Genomic DNA, 16,106 nt, shown 5'->3' with positions numbered 1-16,106 from the left:
CGGCAGCCTGCTCAGCCTTGGCCGCAGCCTTCTCCGCATCCGCCTCAGCCTTGGCCGCAGCCTTCTCCGCATCTGCCTCAGCCTTAGCGGCAGCCTGCTCCTCCTTGGCCGCAGCCTTCTCCGCATCCGCCTCGGCCTTGGCCGCAGCCTTCTCCGCATCTGCCTCAGCCTTAGCCTTAGCCTGCTCAGCCTTGGCGGCAGCCTTCTCCGCATCTGCCTCAGCCTTGGCCGCAGCCTTCTCCGCATCCGCCTCAGCCTTAGCCTTAGCCTGCTCATCCTTAGCCGCAGCCTTCTCCGCATCCGCCTCAGCCTCGGACGCAATATTGGCGAGCGACCCCGTATCCTTGTCCTCAAATTTAATTGCCGCAAAAACGTCGTTCGAGTTTGTCATCACCTCCCGAATTGCGATAATCGCATCCTCGGCGACCGGGCCGAGCACGTCCTTAATGGAATTCTGCCACTTGAGCACAGCCTCCTCGCCGATCTTTTTCCAGGTGCTGGACTCATTGGGCGGACCATAACGCTCGCCATAAATCTCGATTTCATTTACGAATCCAGGGAGCGCTTCGACTATCGTCGTGTACCCGTGCCCGGCGCTGCGGGATTCAAATGTAACGTTGTTCATCTGTAGGACGAGCTGATTCATCCAGGCGTCCTGGATCATGTCGTACAGCCAGCGATGCGGGTTGCTCAGCGGTTTCCACATCTGCCAGGCGTTGTAGAGGTTCTGCGCCTCACGCCGGATGACGTAGGCCACCTCATTGATCGCACGGGCAGGCGCATACCCAAGCAAATCCCCAGGACCAACACTGCCAACCGGAATATAGCCCTCACCGTAGGTGAGACCTGTTTCTTCATTGGCGTAGCCATCGTAATTCCTGGCCAATTTATGGACGAGCTCTTTGAACATCGCCGCTGCCGTGCCGTCCCAGGAATTGCTATCCTCCCCGATATCCTTGTTGTCCCACTCATCCAGGGTCTTCGCGGCATCAATATAAAACTTCACGGCTCGGTCGAGAGACTTGGCCACCTCCGTGAAGGACACGAGGTCGACATAACTGTCGTCGGGCACCGCCTTTCCGTGACTCGTGAAACCATGAGTGCTGAGGTAATTGTCTTTGAGCTGTTCAAGGGCCGCCCCGGAACCCTGGACGTACTGTCCCAAGGCGGTGGCGTCAGTAATTATCGAGTCTCCTTCCTTGTTCCATATGCCCTTCCCCACCAAGACAGGGTTTGTGACCGAACCGCCGATTATTTCGTCGTCCCCGGTCGGCGGCGCATCAACTGGACCAGACCTTCCGATGAAGGTTATGTTGGCCGTGTATTGACTGACGCCCTTCGGGTCTGAGGCGGGATTGCGAGTGCCGTCCTCTCCATCCCGATAATACGGAAAGACGAAGTCCGTTTCGCTTTGCCGAAACCCCCCCATTGAGACAAAACCGGGATACACCGTCGAACCCGATATCTTTTCGAGCCGCACATGCATCAGGGGGATGCCATCGTTTCCCATGAGGGAGTTCATGACCGACGCCTGATCCGGCAGAACATACCCGGTGAGCATGTCGACTGCCTTTTTCCAGTTGTCGTCATTGTTAGTCGGCATCACAGTACTCCGAGACGTGGGTGGGGAAAGAAGGGGCTCGCGTCAGTCTCTTCTAGCTCTCGCTACCGGAATCCGCTCCACCAACGCCGTCACCGGTGCTGGAAGAGGACTGCAAGTCACTCTCCACGTCCTCGAAAACATCCATAAACGTATCGGTCGAGATCTTGTCCAAACTGTGCTTCTGGTTCTCCCGCATCTTCTCGATCGTTTCCTTCAGGGCGCTCTCGATGTCCTCGAAGAGCTCCACGTGGTCCGTGAGCTTTTGATGGATCGCGGATGCCAACTGCTGGATGCTCTTGTTCAGTTCTGCGCCGCCGACATCAACTGTCGTACTGCCACCCTCCACCACGGGTGACTCCCCTGTAGCCTCTCCGCTGGTGTTGGCAGCGGCATTGGCGCCGGCCATGGGGCCCAAAATGAGCGGCTTGGTGGACACGAGCGTGTCCCGCGTGAGGTTTCCGTCGGCGATGAACCCGACCGATTTGCCTGTGGGGCCGTCCTCGAGCATCTTGCCCAGGACATCGCGGAAATCGCTGAGTTCGGTGTCGATGAACTGCTTCAACCATTTCGTGTCAAGAACTGTCTTCTTGGCCATCTCATTGCCCTTCTGCGCTTCGTGAAATCGACGCGCCCCATGAACTTGTAACCCGTGTGGGGTCATTGACGTGCCGGCGCCGTCGGCCCTCGCCCGGCACGGCGTGGACCGACGGCGCCCGGTCGTCTTTCTGCCGTTCCCGCCGGCTCACCCGGGTCTTTGTGCATGGGATGTGGAGAGCGGGAGGCAGCGTTCGTCTTTGGTCAGCGGCTTCCGATCTTGATGTCCCCCCACCTCTGCGCCAGGCTGTTCTCGGTGAACCGGTAGTTCCCGGAGATGTCCGTGAGCAGCGAAGAGTGGTTGGCGAGGAGCAACTTGATGTTCTCGATCGCCTGGTTCCAGTTCGCCTGCACGGTGCTGTAGATATCCCGGTCGTCACCGATCCAGGTGCTCTTGAGTTCGGTGAGCTCCATCTCCATGTTCTCGATGATGCTCATGATCGCCTGCGACTGGGAGATCATGTCTTCCGACGCGTTTTCGGCGTGTTTGTAGTCGACGTAGATAAAACCGTCGCTCAAGTCCATAGGATCCTCGATTCGCTGCGAGTGTGGGTACGGTGCGGGCGCTGCCTGTGGGCGGGGTCAACGTCCGGTGAATCCGGTGCGGTTCAGCGGTGGCGTGGTAGTGGGTTCTCGGGGGCAGTGCGGTCACGCCGAGTGGGCGGCCCCTGGATTGAGCTGGTCGAACACGCTCGTGGACCGGGCGAATTCAGCATCGATCGACTCGTTCGAGGAGCCCTGCGCCAGACCGTGCTCGCGCAGCGTCTCGTTGAGCTCGTCGGTCATGCGGTCCAGGTTCATCAGGATGGTGTCCACGTGCCCATCCCACTGGTCCAGCAGCTTGCCGTAATTGCCACCATCCGCACCTTGGTAGCCCGAGGCGAGATTTTGCCTGGTGGATTGGACGTCCTGCTGACACCGGAGGACGCCGTTGTAGGCCTGTTTGAGCGCCATAATTCCCCCCCGTGTTGCGCCTTCTTCAGACTGCTGCATGGCCACGGCAGATTTCCTTTCGCAGAGTTCACAGCTCGCGGGATGATGCTTGATGCAGCCCACTGTCAGACAGGTGTACTGCGGCACCCGGGCGAGAGTGCTCAATCCTCGGGTGGTGGCCGATCGTAGGGAAGTGCCGGCCCATTTGGCAACGATCTCCGAGCGCTGTTCCCAGCACCAACCACCGCTGAATTCCGCTCACTTGAGTAAAACCCAGGAAATGCAAATGCTCGATCGAGCGGCTGCTCATTACAGCCGGGCGCATTCTGGACATTGAGGACTTCCGCCCACTGCTGTCGAGAACGATGCGTCACCGAGGGTGATTCGAAGAACACGAGAAAAATCTACTCGGAGGATACGGCCGGAGGCGGATTCGTCCCGTTTCTCCGGTTGGCGCTCTCGCACCGCAGCGTCACCCTGGCCTCGCCGGAGGACGCGGCCTCCGGGGTGAGGTCCGGGCCCGTCGGCACCATCGACAGCAACTGGGCCGGCAAGGTCCGTTCCTCCACACCCTCGTACCCCAGCGCCTTGACCGCCTCCTGGGACAGCAGCCGGTACTTCACGCCTTCGTCCGTCACCAGGAACGTGGTGTCACCCAGGGCGCTGCCACTGGCGCTCAGCGCCCGGACCAGGACGCCCCTGCCGGGTCGCACCGCGATGGCGTCGACTGCCAGACACGCCGACTCGACCTCGGGATCGGGAGCCTGCACGGTCTCGGGCAGGGCATCGGCGGGCAGCACGGAAGCGCCCACCCGCGAACTGCCGCCGGTCGACTCGACGTTCGCGCACGCGACAGACCCGGCTGCGGCCTGGACTGCCTTCGGCGGTGTGTCAGGCAGCTTCTCCCACTGCCCTCCTGTGGCCGCGGAGCGCGGAGCCAGATGCCCGGTCAACGCGTCGGCGCCGAGCGTCGCCACGGTCGGAGCGGATCCGCCGTAGGCAGCGTCCCGCGTCTTCGGGTCGCCGATCACGAGTGCCGCGCCCGTCGCCGTGATCGGGACGAGCCCTTCCCGTGTGAGCAGGTAGTACTGAGCGGCGGCCCCGGGGACGTCCACCCGGAACAGCTGCCCGACCTTCGTCGGCCGATCGCCCAGGTCGGGTCCCTTCTCCCCCCGGCCCACGACATCGGGCGACGCGAGGTCCGGGCCCTGAGGGAAGGCGTCGACGAACGCCGCCGAGACCGGGCGCGGCTTAAGAGCCCCGTATCCGAGGGCCTTGGCAGCTCCCGCCTTGGTGTCGAGGCGCAGCTTGCTGCCCTGCCACAGCAGGTAGTTGATGCCGCGGGGGCCGGCGATCAGCAGTCCCTCGTCACCGTCCAGCTTGCGCCCCTGCGAGCCGTCGCCGGTCTCCTGCACGCCGATCGCGAGCGTCGTACTCACCGCGATGTCACCCGCCGCCTTGGGCCGGGTGGCCGAACACACCAGCCATGGCGCGTCGTCCAGGTCGCCGGTGCCCGGCAGCGCCTCGGGAGCGCCCGGGATCCCGATGGGCGAACCGTGCGGCGCCCCTCCGAGCGAAGCGGTGACCAACGTGGTCGCCTTGACGTCGCCCCCGGCGATCAACCGGGCCGAGGTGTAGTTACGTACGGGGCGCAGCCTCCCGTCGAGGTAGAAGTAGCGTGCGCCGGTCGTCTTGTTGACGATCAGGTCGCCCGATGTCCGCCACGAGTCATTGCCCCCGGGTTTGATGAGCCCGAACACGAAGGCGCCCGCGCACACCAGCACAGCGATGATCACCCCGATCGCCGCGCCGCGGTTGGTCCTGCCGGAAGGGCTCTCGGGAGAGTCGGGGTCGGCCCGCAGCATGGCCGAGGCCAGCCTGCCCATGATGAACAGGTGCGCCTGCACCTGATCCCGTTTGTTCTGCATCGTCCTGGTCCCCCCGGCTCAGCCGTTGATGGCGCGCAGGGCGCCGTAGACACCGACGGACCAGAGCATGAGCGGCAGCAGGCTCATCGCCGCGAGGGAGTGCAGCAGTTCCGCCGCACGTCCCCAGTACGGCACGAGGCGCCGTCCCGGCACGGTCCACGACGCGATGGTGATGGCGGCCGTCAGCCCGAGCAGCCCGGCCGTCAGGATCAGCCGGTCACCCGGGTCCATCGCGCGCGCCGACGCCAGAAGGAGAAGCGCCGTGCCCCACGCTCCGGCCGCCGTGAGCGCGATGCGCTGCCACACGTTCCCCAGCCCCCGGCTGTGCAGCAGCAGGAGCAGGGCCAGGGCGATCGTGGTGAAGATCTCGGCGAGTTCGGGATGCGCCATGAGCGCGACCAGGCAGGGCAGGCAGATCAGACCGATGGCCCCGTAGAAGGCGGTCATCCAGCTGTCGGCCACGATGGACCTGGCCTCGACGTCCCCGTTCGGGTAGGGGTCGATGCCCTCCTGCAACTGCTGGGCGTTCGTGGGCAGAGGCGGCATCCGCATCCCGGAGAGCCTGAAGGACAGCGAGGGGACGAAACCGCCGAACAACACCAAGACGACAGCGACGCAGCTGGCCGCCTGCTCCGGCGTCAGCTCCCAGAACATCAGCACGGCTCCGAACGCCCCCGCCACTGCCACGACGGTTACGCCGAGGAACAGCGCCGGGTACATCCCGACCGCCGCCAGAGCGAGCACCGCCGCACCGCCGCCGGCGGCGGAGGCAGCCAGCATCCGCGCACCGAGCACGGAGCTCCCCTCGGTTCCGGTCAGTTCCCCTCCGGGCAGGAGCCAGCCGGCCAGGGCGAGGTAGCACGTTGCCATGAAGCCGAGCACGGCGCCCGCTCCGGAGTCTCCTACGGCCCGCGTGGCGGATCCGGCCCCGGCGATGAGAAGCAGTCCGGCGAGTGCCGCCGCCAGCGCCCTGAGCCACCCGGCCACTCCCGGGGCTGCCAGGACGACGATGCCGACGACGAGGGTGCTCACACCCAGTGAGTGCAGCAGGCGCCTGCTGGCGTCCGGGCTCCACCCGTGCGGCCGCCCCTGCATCGTGGTGGAGATACCGTCCACCAGGTCATCGAGGTGGACTTCGGGCAGGGCTTCGGCCCGTGGCCGAAGATAGATGGCCTCACCGTCGCGCAGGCCGAGGTCGTCCAAGGTACTCTCTGGATCGAGCGGTGGTTCGCCGACGCGTTGGAGCACCCAACCCCCGTGCTCCAGCCCGGACTCGTCCAGGTCGTCACCTCCGTAGCTGATCACTGTGGGCAACAGGTCGGCAACGGGGACGTCAGCGGGCACAGCCAGGTCAACCGTCCTGGCGGGGGCACATACGGTGAGGCGGCACAGTTGTGCCACCGGAGTTTCGGTCATAGGTCTGTTCGCGCTTCCTGGCGGGGCCGCGGCTTCGCGGTAGTGGGAATGTGGGACGCGGCACGCGGATCGAATGCCGACCGCACATCGGGGCCGGGTGGCGTGGCACGCGCCGACGAGTTTGGCGCTTGGGCCGACTATTCCGCAATGGGCAGCGGGAAAACACTGCGATAACCATTCAGGCAAAACCCGGTTCGCCGCTCGGGGCTTTGTCGTCTCCGCTCCGTCCGGACGACCCACCGTATCCCATTCTGACGATCAAACATATCCCAATCACTGCCGTCCCCCTTTCACTTGTATCCCTTTCACCGTGACCGGAGTTCCGGCATGCGGCGGAATCCCGCGATCCTTTCGCGGGAGTTCTTGGACATCGTTGAGGAGGTCTTTCATTTGAGCGTGATCCTGTTCCGCCGGCCGGCACGCCGCCGGGGTCCGGAATTGCCGTCGGGAGAACTGGGCCTTCAGGAGCCACCAACGCTGCCCGAAGTCGTTCCCGACAGTTCCGCGGTATGGACATACCTGCCGATGGCGCTGATGTCCGTGTCGATGATGCTGATGTTCATGCGCCCCGGTATGGGAGGCGCCGGCGGCGGGTTCATGTACATCGCGCTCGGGCTGATGCTGCTCGGCTCGGCGGCGATGATGGTGGGGCAGGTGATGCGCCGCAACTCCGAGCGCAAGCAGCGCCTGAAGGGCGAGCGCCGTGACTACCTGCGCTACCTGGGACAGACCAGGCGCAAGGTACGCGCGTCCATCACCGATCAGCAACGGGCTCTCGCCTGGCGGCACCCGCATCCCGACGCACTGTCGTCGTTCGTGCGCAGCACCCGGCTGTGGGAGCGCCGGGCGTCCGACGACGACTTCGGGGAGGTCCGGATCGGCGTCGGCGACCAGCGCATCGCGATGAAGCTGACCCCGGCGGCGACGAAGCCGGTGGAGGACCTGGAGCCGCTGTCCGCGCACGCCCTGCGCAGCTTCACCCGCGCCTACACGACCGTGCCCGACCAGCCCATCGCGATCTATCTGCGAGCCTGGTCCAAGGTGCTCTTCCGCGGTGAGGAGGAGCGGATCCGCGGCATGGTGCGCGGGCTCCTCGCCCACCTGGCGGTCTTCCATTCCCCCGACGACGTATGGATAGCCCTGTGCGTCTCTGACGAGCACCGGGCCCAGTGGGAGTGGGCCAAGTGGCTCCCGCACAGCCTCCACCGGTACGAGCACGACGGTGCCGGACCGACCCGGATGATCGCGTCGGCCTTCAACGAGCTGGAGAACCTGCTCGGCGGCGAGTTCCAGGAGCGTCCCGCGGCGGACCCGGACGCGGTGCCGGGACGGGAGGAACCCTTCACGGTCGTGGTGGTCGACGGCTGCAGCGTGCCCGCGGGCCACCGCTTCGACGGGCTCGGCTTCCGCAACGCGGTGGTGCTCGACATCACGGGCACCCTCACCTGGAAGCCAGGACGCACCACCCTGCGCCTGGAGGTCGAGGGGGACAGCGTCGCGCTGGTGCGCACCGACCGGGACCGCAAGGAGCAGTCGACGCGGCTCGGTGAACCCGACCAGTTCGGGCCGGTGAGCGCGCTGGCCGTCGCCCGGCTGCTCGCGCCGTACCGGCTGGGCATGGGCGGCGACGTCTCCGAACCGTTCGACAGCAATCTCGAGCTGACCAAGCTGCTGAACATCCCCGACCTGTACCGGCACGATCCGCCGACACTGTGGCAGCGGTACACCGGCAGCGCGCGGCTGCGCGTGCCCATCGCGGTGAGCGGCAGCGGCACACCTGTCGAGCTGGACATCAAGGAGTCGGCCCAGGGAGGTACCGGGCCGCACGGCATGCTCATCGGCGCGACCGGCTCCGGCAAGAGCGAGTTGCTGCGTACCCTCGTGCTCGCACTGGCCCTCACCAATTCCTCCGAGACGCTCAACTTCGTCCTCGTGGACTTCAAGGGCGGTGCCACGTTCCTGGGTCTGGACGAGCTGCCGCACACCTCCGCGGTCATCACCAACCTCGCAGACGAGGTGTCGCTGGTCTCCCGGATGCAGGACGCCCTGCACGGCGAGCTGATGAGGCGTCAGGAGCTGCTGCGCTCCGCCGGGAACTACACCTCGGCCCTGGAGTACGAGAAAGCCCGCCAGTCCGGTGTGCCGCTGCAGCCCATGCCGAGCCTGTTCGTCGTGGTCGACGAGTTCAGCGAACTGCTGGCCGCGCACCGCGACTTCATGGAGCTGTTCGTCATGATCGGCCGCCTCGGCCGAAGCCTCGGTGTGCATCTGCTGCTCGCCTCGCAGCGGCTCGACGAGGGCCGGATGCACAGCTTGGAGAGTCACCTGTCCTACCGCATCGGCCTGCGCACGTTCTCGGCCATGGAGAGCCGCGGCGTGCTGGGCGTGCCGGACGCGTACGAGTTGCCGGCCCAGCCCGGCAGCGGCTTCCTCAAGAGCGGTGTCGACGCGCTGACCCGGTTCCGGGCCGCCTACGTCTCCGGGCCCTACCTGCAGCGCCGCAGCTCCGTCGTCCAGGCCCAGGTGGCGAGCCAGGTGGTCCCATGGACATCGGAATGGGTGGTGCCGCGCGCCCCCACGGACCCGGACAGCTCAGAGGGTGGCCAGGCCGAGCCGGACACCGGCGAAGACGAGGAGGAGAACGGCGACACCCTGCTGTCGGTGGCCCTGGACCGGCTGCGCGACTCGGGACCGCCCGCCCACCAGGTCTGGCTGCCGCCGCTGGACCTGCCGTCCACGCTCGACCAGATCCTGCCCCCGCTCGCGCCCGATCCGCAGTTCGGCCTCACCACGGCCGGATGGCCATTGCGGGGCAGGCTCACGGTGCCGGTGGGCATCATCGACCGGCCTTTCGACCAGCGTCGTGATCTGCTGACGGTGGATCTGTCGACGTCCGGCGGACACGTGGCCGTGGCGGGCGGCCCGCAGAGCGGCAAGAGCACGGTCGTGAGGACGCTGATCACCGCACTGGCTCTGACGCACACACCCCGTGAAGTGCAGTTCTACTGCCTCGACTTCGGCGGCGGCACCCTCGCCGGCCTGAGCGGGCTGCCCCATATGAGCGGTGTTGCGGCGCGCGTGGACACCGAGCGAGTGGGGCGTACGATCGCCGAGGTCAACACGCTTCTCAGCAAGCGGGAGCGGTTCTTCCTCGAGCATGGCATCGACTCCATGCCGACGTACCGCAGGCGCCGCGCCGCCGGGGAATTCCCGGACGAACCGCACGGCGATGTCTTCCTGGTCATCGACGGCTGGTCCACCGTGCGCCAGGACTTCGACCAGCACATCCCGACGTTCAACTCGCTGGCCGCGCGCGGGCTCAACTACGGCGTGCACCTGATCGTCACCACCGCGCGATGGGTGGAGCTGTCGGCTTCCGTCCGCGACCAGGCCGGTACCCGGCTGGAGCTGCGGATGGGAGACCCGATGGACTCCCAGATCGACTCCCGCAAGTCGGCGACGGTCCCGCGCAGCCCCGGCCGGGGCCTGACCCCGGAGAAGTTGCACTACCTGGCGGCGCTGCCGCGCATCGACGGGGTCGAGGCCGCCGACGACCTCGCCGACGGCGTCACCGGTCTCGTCTCCGCGATCAGCGAGACCTGGCCGGGACCACCCGCGCCCCCGGTGCGAATGCTGCCAACCCGTCTGATACTCGACGAGTTGCCCGCACCCGCGCGGGAGGGCCGGCTGCGGATCGCCGTCGGCCTGGAGGAGAACGAACTCTCCCCGGTCTGGCACGACTTCTCCGAGAATCCACACATGATCGTGGTGGGCGACAGCGAATGCGGCAAGACCAACCTGCTGCGCGTGATAGCCAAGGGCATCACCGACCGGTTCTCACCGACCGAGGCCCGCATCATGACCGTGGACTACCGGCGGGAGCTGGTGGAGGCTGTCCCCGAGGAGTACCGGCTCGGGCACGCCGTCTCCCTGGATGTGCTGAAAGATCTCGTGGACGGTGCGGCCAGAGCGGTCAGGCAGAGGGTGCCCGGGCCGGACATCGCCCCGGCGCGGATGAAGCTGTGCGACTGGTGGACGGGGCCGAGGCTGTTCATCCTGGTCGACGACTACGACATGGTCGGCGGCGGCCCCATGACACAGCCGTTCCTCCCCCTCCTCGACCATCTGGCGCTCGGGCACGAGGTGGGCCTGCACCTGGTGGTGGCCCGCTCGTCCGCCGGTGCCGGGCGGGGCCTCAACGAAGCACTGATGCGCAGGCTCCAGGAGGTCAACACCCCCGCCCTGCTGATGTCCTGCCCGCCCAGCGAGGGCTATCTCTTCGGCAACGTCAAGGGACGGGAACTCATCCCCGGCCGTGCGGTGCGCATCGCCCGGCGCAAGACCGTCCAGGTGCAGACGCCGCTCCTGGAGGACGAGGTCCGGTGACGTTCCATCAGCCGTGCACGGCGCCGGCCGTGGCCGCGAGCCCCCGGAGCCGGGCGCTCGCGGCGGACGCTGAGCGCCTACTGGCCGGGGGGTGCCGCACTCTGCCGCCGGCCGGGCGGCAGCCAGCCCCTCGCCCGGCCGCGCGGGATCACCGCGCCCGCGGCCGCGAGGACCAACACCAGCGCCAGACCGCCACCGGCGACCGCCAGAGAACGGACGCGGGGGGTGGAGTCGGCGGGCGCCGGGAAGTGTGCCGGAGGAGGAGTCGCCCGGCCGGCCTTCCCGCCCGGCAGGGACATGGACATGGCGGCATAGGGGTCGAGCCGGGGGGTGTCCGACGGATAGGCGGTCCGCAGCAGTTGTCCGGACACTTCCTCGGCGGTCAGTTCCGGGTGTTGGGCCCGGACGAGCGCCGCGCCCCCCGCGGCGCCGGCCGCCGCGAACGAAGCACCAGAGCCGATGTAGTGGCCGGAGCCGCGGGGCCCGATACTGACCATCGCGCTGCCCGGTGCCGACAGATCCGGGTCGTGGGCAGGTGGGGCGTTCTGCTGCCGTACTCCGCCCGGCCCGAAGTCGACGACGGACAGCACTCCGGGCGCCGCGGCCGGCCAGTACGGACCCGTAGGCATCTCCCCGTCGGGCCCCATCTCCTCGCGGGGAATGACGTCCGGGGCGGCGGGGGCCACGACCAGCGCGTCACGCCGCGCGGCATAGGCGGCGGCCTCGGTCAGTTCCGCCTTTCCGGTGCGCAGCGCGTGGCCGACGTAGATGACGTCCGCGCCCCGGTCCGCCGCCTCGCGGATGCCGTCGGCGACCCGCTGCGGCGTGGGCACACCACGGTCGTCGGTGCCCTGCAGAGCGATGATCCGGGCCTCGGGGGCCATGCCCACCACGTCGCTGCCGTTGGTCCGGGCACCGGCGATGAGTCCCGCCGCGAAGGTGCCGTGCCCGACGCAGTCGCCGCCCGCCTCCCCCACGGTCAGCACCCGGCCGGACAGGGCGGGGACGCCGGGGGCGACACCGGTGTCGACCACCGCGACGCTCACCCCCGCTCCCCGGGACAGCTGCTGAGTCCTCGTCAGCCCGAGCGCCGACTGCGCCCAGGCGTTTCCGGCGGCTGTCCGGTCCGACGCCTTGGTGCACGGCGCGTCCTCGCCGAGCCGGACCGGCAGCGGTGGCAGCAGTGTGACCCCCTGATCGTCCGGGGATGGCGAGGGCGTCGGCCCAGCGGCGAAGGCGGGCGTTGCGGTGACCGGCAGCATGAGCGCCGCCGCGGCAGTGAGCGGAACGAATACCTGCATCGTGCGATATCGCATGGCGCGCATGATAAGCACACTGGACGCCCGGCCGCGCGGCCTCAACTTCTGTGCCACGCCCATGTGTCCGGCTACAGCACGTTCCGTCCCGCCGCCGGGCACGGAAGCGTTCGTCCCGTTCGGACCACGCGGACGGCGACGTGGTGGTCCGCCCGTCACCGGCATGGTGGGCCGCGCGGCCCACTCGACAGCACACAGGTTCCCCTCCCGCTCCAGTGCGCGAGTCCGCGTACGGGAAGGGACCGCAGCACCCATTCCAGGAGGTTCGAGGCGCGTGTCACGGCAGTTGCTCATGGTCGGTACGGAACGGCCGGACGGTTTCAAGACGATCGTCGAGGCACTCGCCCAGGCCCGCACCGGAGCGGTGATCCGGGTGCGTCCGGGGCGCTACGCCGAAAACCTGGTCATCAAGACCCGGGTGACCATCGTCGCCGACAGCGGGCGGGGGGGCGTCGAGATCTGCCCGCGTCGCGGCAGCGCGATCAGCCTCATGGCCGACGCGGTCATGCTCAGTGACCTCACCCTGCGCGGGTTCGACAAGGAGACGGCGGTCGTAGACGTACCGGCCGGCCAGGCCGCCCTGGACGGGTGCACCATCACCGGCGCCGGCTGGACCGCGCTCCTGGTGCGCGGAACAGGCTCGTTGGCCGCCCGCAGGTGCCGGATCAGCAATCCCGGGGGCGCCGGCATCGTCGACATCTCGGAGGCCGGAAGCGTCATCGAGGACTGCAGGTTCGAGAACTTCGGCACCTCCGCGGTGGTCATCGGCGAGAGCGGCGACCCCACGGTCCGCAGGTGCAGCATTCGCGACGCCCGGGGCAACGGAGTACTCGCGAACGGCCAGGCCAGGGGCACGGTGGAGCACTGCGACATCTCCGGTACCGACAAGCCCGGCATCGCCCTGGAGGGCCACAGTTCCACCCGGATCGTGGGCACCACCGTCCACGACACCTCGGTCGGTCTGCTGGTCAGCAGCGTCGCCCGTCCGGAGATCGAGGAGACCACCTTCGAGTCGATAACGCAGAGCGCCATCGTCATCTCCGGCGGCTCCGATCCGCTGCTGCGCCGCTGTGTCACGCGGCGGACCAAGAACAGCGGTCTCGTCGTCCTCGACCGCTCGCGGGGCACCGTGGAGGAGTGCGAGTTCATCGCCTCGACGGAATCGGCGATCCGGATCGCGGAGGGAAGCGCCCCGTTGCTGACGGACACGGTCGTACGGGACTGCGCGCACGAATCCGGGGCAGTGCTGCTGGCGGACAGCTCCGCCGCCGAGTTCGACCGCCTCGACGTGGTCGACGCCGCGGGTGTGGGTGTCTCCGTGCGGTCGGCCGCCAATCCCCTGCTGCGCCGGGTCAAGGTCAGAGGCGCGGGCGGGCACGGCATCGAGGTCACCGACGACGGACGCGGCCGCCTGGAGCACTGCGAGATCGACTCGGCGGGAGGCTCGGCGCTGCACATCACCGACGACGCCAATCCGGAGGTCACCGACACCGTGATGATCTCGCCCGCCGGGACGGGCGTCTCGGTCGGCGAACGCGGCCGGGGCACCCTGCGCGACTGCGGCATCGACGGCAGCGGCGACTCGGGAGTGACCGTCCACAACGGGGGCGAGATCATCCTGGAACGGGTCCGGGTCGACGGGGCGAAGGCCCATGGGGTGCTCGTGTCACGGGGCGGCAGAGCCGATCTCACCACCTGTGAGATCGTCGGCAGCAAGGGAGACGGCGTACGCGTCGACAGCGCGGAGACGGTGTCCGTCGTCCGGTGCGTGGTGCGCGACAACCGCGGAGCGGGCCTGAAGCAGAGTTGCGGCAGCGACCGGCTCTCGGTGGAGTCCCTGGCCAGCGCGGACAACGGTGCGGCCGACATCTGGGGCGACGAGGTCGAGGTCGGGGGCGGGCCGGCGGGGGCGTCCGGGGGCGAGGACGAGCCGAAAGGCCCGCTGGCCGAACTGGAAGGGCTCGTCGGCCTGGAGAATGTCAAACACCAGGTCCGTACGCTGGTCAACCTCAATCAGCTCGCCGAACGCCGGCGCCGGCTCGGTATGCCCGTCGCCTCGATGAGCCGGCACCTGGTCTTCGCGGGTCCTCCGGGCACCGGCAAGACCACCGTCGCCCGACTGTACGGCGGCATCCTGGCGTCCCTGGGCGTCCTGCGCACCGGGCACCTGGTGGAGGTCGCCCGTGCCGATCTGGTGGCCCAGGTCATCGGCGGTACGGCCATCAAGACCACAGAGGCGTTCAACAGCGCCCTCGGCGGCGTGCTGTTCATCGACGAGGCATACACGCTGACACCCGATGGCGGCTCGTCCAACGACTTCGGACGCGAGGCCGTCGACACCCTCCTGAAGCTGATGGAGGACCACCGCGACGACGTCGTCGTGGTCGCGGCCGGCTACTCGGAGCAGATGGAGTCGTTCCTCACGGCGAACCCGGGTCTGGCCTCGCGGTTCACCCGCACCATCGAATTCGACAACTACTCGGTGGACGAGCTGGTGACCATCACCGAGACCATGTGCGCCAGCCACCAGTACGAGCTCGGGCCGATGACCGCCGAGGCGCTGACGCTGCACTTCGAGCAGATGACGCGCGACGCGACGTTCGGCAACGGCCGTGCCGCTCGCGGGGTCTTCGAGGAGATGGTGGACCGGCAGGCGTTCCGGCTCGCCGCCATGCCCGATCCGGGCGAGAACGATCTATCGCTCCTGCTGCCGCAGGATGTCGGGGAGGCCGAGGCGGCGGCTCTCGAGGGCACGCACGAGGACACCGACGAGGCGAGCCCGATGGCGAAGCTTGAGGCCATGGTCGGTCTCTCGGCGGTCAAGCTGGAGGTGACCGACCTGGTCAACCTGCTGTCCAACGCGCGGCAGCGCGCGGCCGCGGGGCTGCCTGCCCCCAAAATCAGCAACCACCTGGTGTTCACGGGCGCACCCGGAACCGGAAAGACCACTGTGGCCCGGCTGTACGCCGAGCTCCTGCATTCCTTGGGGGTGCTGCCTCGCTCGCACCTGGTGGAAGTCGCCCGCGCCGACCTCGTGGCCCAGTACATCGGGCATACCGCCCAGCTCACCAAGGAGGTCTTCACCAAGGCGCTGGGGGGCGTGCTGTTCATCGACGAAGCGTACACCCTGACACCGGAGGGCGGCTCGTCCAACGACTTCGGACGCGAGGCCGTCGACACCCTGCTGAAGCTGATGGAGGACCACCGCGACGAGGTGGTGGTCATCGTCGCCGGCTACACCGAGGAGATGGAGCGCTTCCTCACCTCCAACCCCGGGCTGTCCTCACGCTTCTCCAGGTTCGTGGAATTCGAGGACTACAGCACGGAGGAGCTCGTCGTCATCATCGAACGGCACGCCGCGGCAACGGGCTATGAGTGCGCCCCCGAGACCCTGGCCGCGCTGCGCGCCCACATCGACGCGATTCCCCGTGACCGCTCGTTCGGCAACGCACGGCTCGCCCGCCAGTTGCTGGAGACCATGATGACCCGTCAGGCTCGGCGGCTGGGCGGCCTGGACAAGCCCACGGTCGACGACCTCAAGTCGCTGCTCCCCCAGGACCTGGTGTACACGAACCGCGCTGCCCGGAGCCGGGCCGCGCTGTGACCGCGCGGTGCCTCCGCCGGCCGCGACGCCCGGCGGAGTCGCGGAGGGGTGGGTGAGCCTCTGGCTCGCGGGAAGGAATGCATTTCCGCCCACCTGAGAAAATGAAGCTCCTGAGGCAACTTGCAAGGGCGGCCGCGAAGACGGGCACCGGCCCCGCCGAGGTCGCACGGCGGCTGCGCGCCCTCGGCTACCGGCACCTTCCCCGGCGGCCCTGACCGACCGGCTCCGGAGACGGGGGGCGAGGTCGTTGTGCACGCCCGCCGGGAGACCGGCGGGCGTGCACGACGTGGCGGGCAGATGCCCTGCCGTGACCGGCGCGTTCTGGC

9 protein-coding genes are annotated in these 16,106 nt (G+C 67.9%); 2 read left to right on the top strand and 7 right to left on the bottom strand.

From position 1 onward, the window contains the following. From ACFYWY_RS08535 to eccD, 6 genes are all read right to left on the bottom strand, one after another. On the bottom strand, nt 1-1,603 hold a 1,603-nt coding region (locus ACFYWY_RS08535), incomplete at its 3' end, for an AAWKG family protein (protein ID WP_389181709.1). A gap of 52 nt (nt 1,604-1,655) precedes the next feature. After that, a complete protein-coding gene (locus ACFYWY_RS08530) occupies nt 1,656-2,198 on the bottom strand; it encodes a type VII secretion system-associated protein (RefSeq protein ID WP_389181706.1) in 543 nt (180 codons plus the stop codon). A 203-nt stretch (nt 2,199-2,401) separates the two neighbouring features. After that, nucleotides 2,402-2,722 carry a WXG100 family type VII secretion target gene (locus ACFYWY_RS08525; protein WP_389181703.1) on the bottom strand — a complete coding sequence of 107 codons (321 nt, stop codon included), beginning with the start codon at nt 2,720-2,722 and terminating at the stop codon, nt 2,402-2,404. Nucleotides 2,723-2,845: 123 nt separating this feature from the next. Then, nucleotides 2,846-3,190 carry a hypothetical protein gene (locus ACFYWY_RS08520; RefSeq protein ID WP_389182271.1) on the bottom strand — a complete coding sequence of 115 codons (345 nt, stop codon included), beginning with the start codon at nt 3,188-3,190 and terminating at the stop codon, nt 2,846-2,848. 344 nt (nt 3,191-3,534) lie between these two features. Further along, complete coding sequence (gene eccB, locus ACFYWY_RS08515; protein ID WP_389181700.1) at nt 3,535-5,058, bottom strand: type VII secretion protein EccB; 1,524 nt, start codon at nt 5,056-5,058, stop codon at nt 3,535-3,537. Between the two features lie 18 nt (nt 5,059-5,076). Then, a complete protein-coding gene (eccD, locus tag ACFYWY_RS08510) occupies nt 5,077-6,474 on the bottom strand; it encodes a type VII secretion integral membrane protein EccD (RefSeq protein ID WP_389181697.1) in 1,398 nt (465 codons plus the stop codon). Between the two features lie 396 nt (nt 6,475-6,870). On the opposite strand from eccD, the gene eccCa reads away from it, so the two are divergent. After that, nucleotides 6,871-10,860 carry a type VII secretion protein EccCa gene (gene eccCa, locus ACFYWY_RS08505; protein ID WP_389182268.1) on the top strand — a complete coding sequence of 1,330 codons (3,990 nt, stop codon included), beginning with the start codon at nt 6,871-6,873 and terminating at the stop codon, nt 10,858-10,860. A gap of 77 nt (nt 10,861-10,937) precedes the next feature. Here eccCa and ACFYWY_RS08500 read toward each other — a convergent pair whose 3' ends face one another. Next, entirely contained in the window at nt 10,938-12,176 is a 1,239-nt protein-coding gene (locus tag ACFYWY_RS08500) for a S8 family serine peptidase (RefSeq protein ID WP_389181694.1), read from the bottom strand. A 274-nt stretch (nt 12,177-12,450) separates the two neighbouring features. Between ACFYWY_RS08500 and ACFYWY_RS08495 the strand changes: the two genes are divergently transcribed. Beyond that, nucleotides 12,451-15,780, top strand: a complete 3,330-nt coding sequence (locus tag ACFYWY_RS08495; RefSeq protein ID WP_389181691.1) for a right-handed parallel beta-helix repeat-containing protein — start codon at nt 12,451-12,453, stop codon at nt 15,778-15,780. Nucleotides 15,781-16,106: the final 326 nt, after the last annotated feature.

The organism is Streptomyces sp. NPDC002870 (assembly GCF_042888505.1).
Lineage (GTDB): Bacteria > Actinomycetota > Actinomycetes > Streptomycetales > Streptomycetaceae > Streptomyces.
The sequence above is the reverse complement of the archived record's forward strand: the minus strand, read 5'-3'. Positions and strand labels throughout refer to the sequence as shown.

What these genes read in the sequence shown, in the direction of transcription:
- ACFYWY_RS08500 (WP_389181694.1), bottom strand. Translation starts at nt 12,176, where the DNA reads ATGCGATATCGCACGATGCAGGTATTCGTTCCGCTCACTGCCGCGGCG.
- eccB (WP_389181700.1), bottom strand. Translation starts at nt 5,058, where the DNA reads ATGCAGAACAAACGGGATCAGGTGCAGGCGCACCTGTTCATCATGGGC.
- ACFYWY_RS08520 (WP_389182271.1), bottom strand. Translation starts at nt 3,190, where the DNA reads ATGCAGCAGTCTGAAGAAGGCGCAACACGGGGGGGAATTATGGCGCTC.
- ACFYWY_RS08525 (WP_389181703.1), bottom strand. Translation starts at nt 2,722, where the DNA reads ATGGACTTGAGCGACGGTTTTATCTACGTCGACTACAAACACGCCGAA.
- ACFYWY_RS08530 (WP_389181706.1), bottom strand. Translation starts at nt 2,198, where the DNA reads ATGGCCAAGAAGACAGTTCTTGACACGAAATGGTTGAAGCAGTTCATC.
- eccD (WP_389181697.1), bottom strand. Translation starts at nt 6,474, where the DNA reads ATGACCGAAACTCCGGTGGCACAACTGTGCCGCCTCACCGTATGTGCC.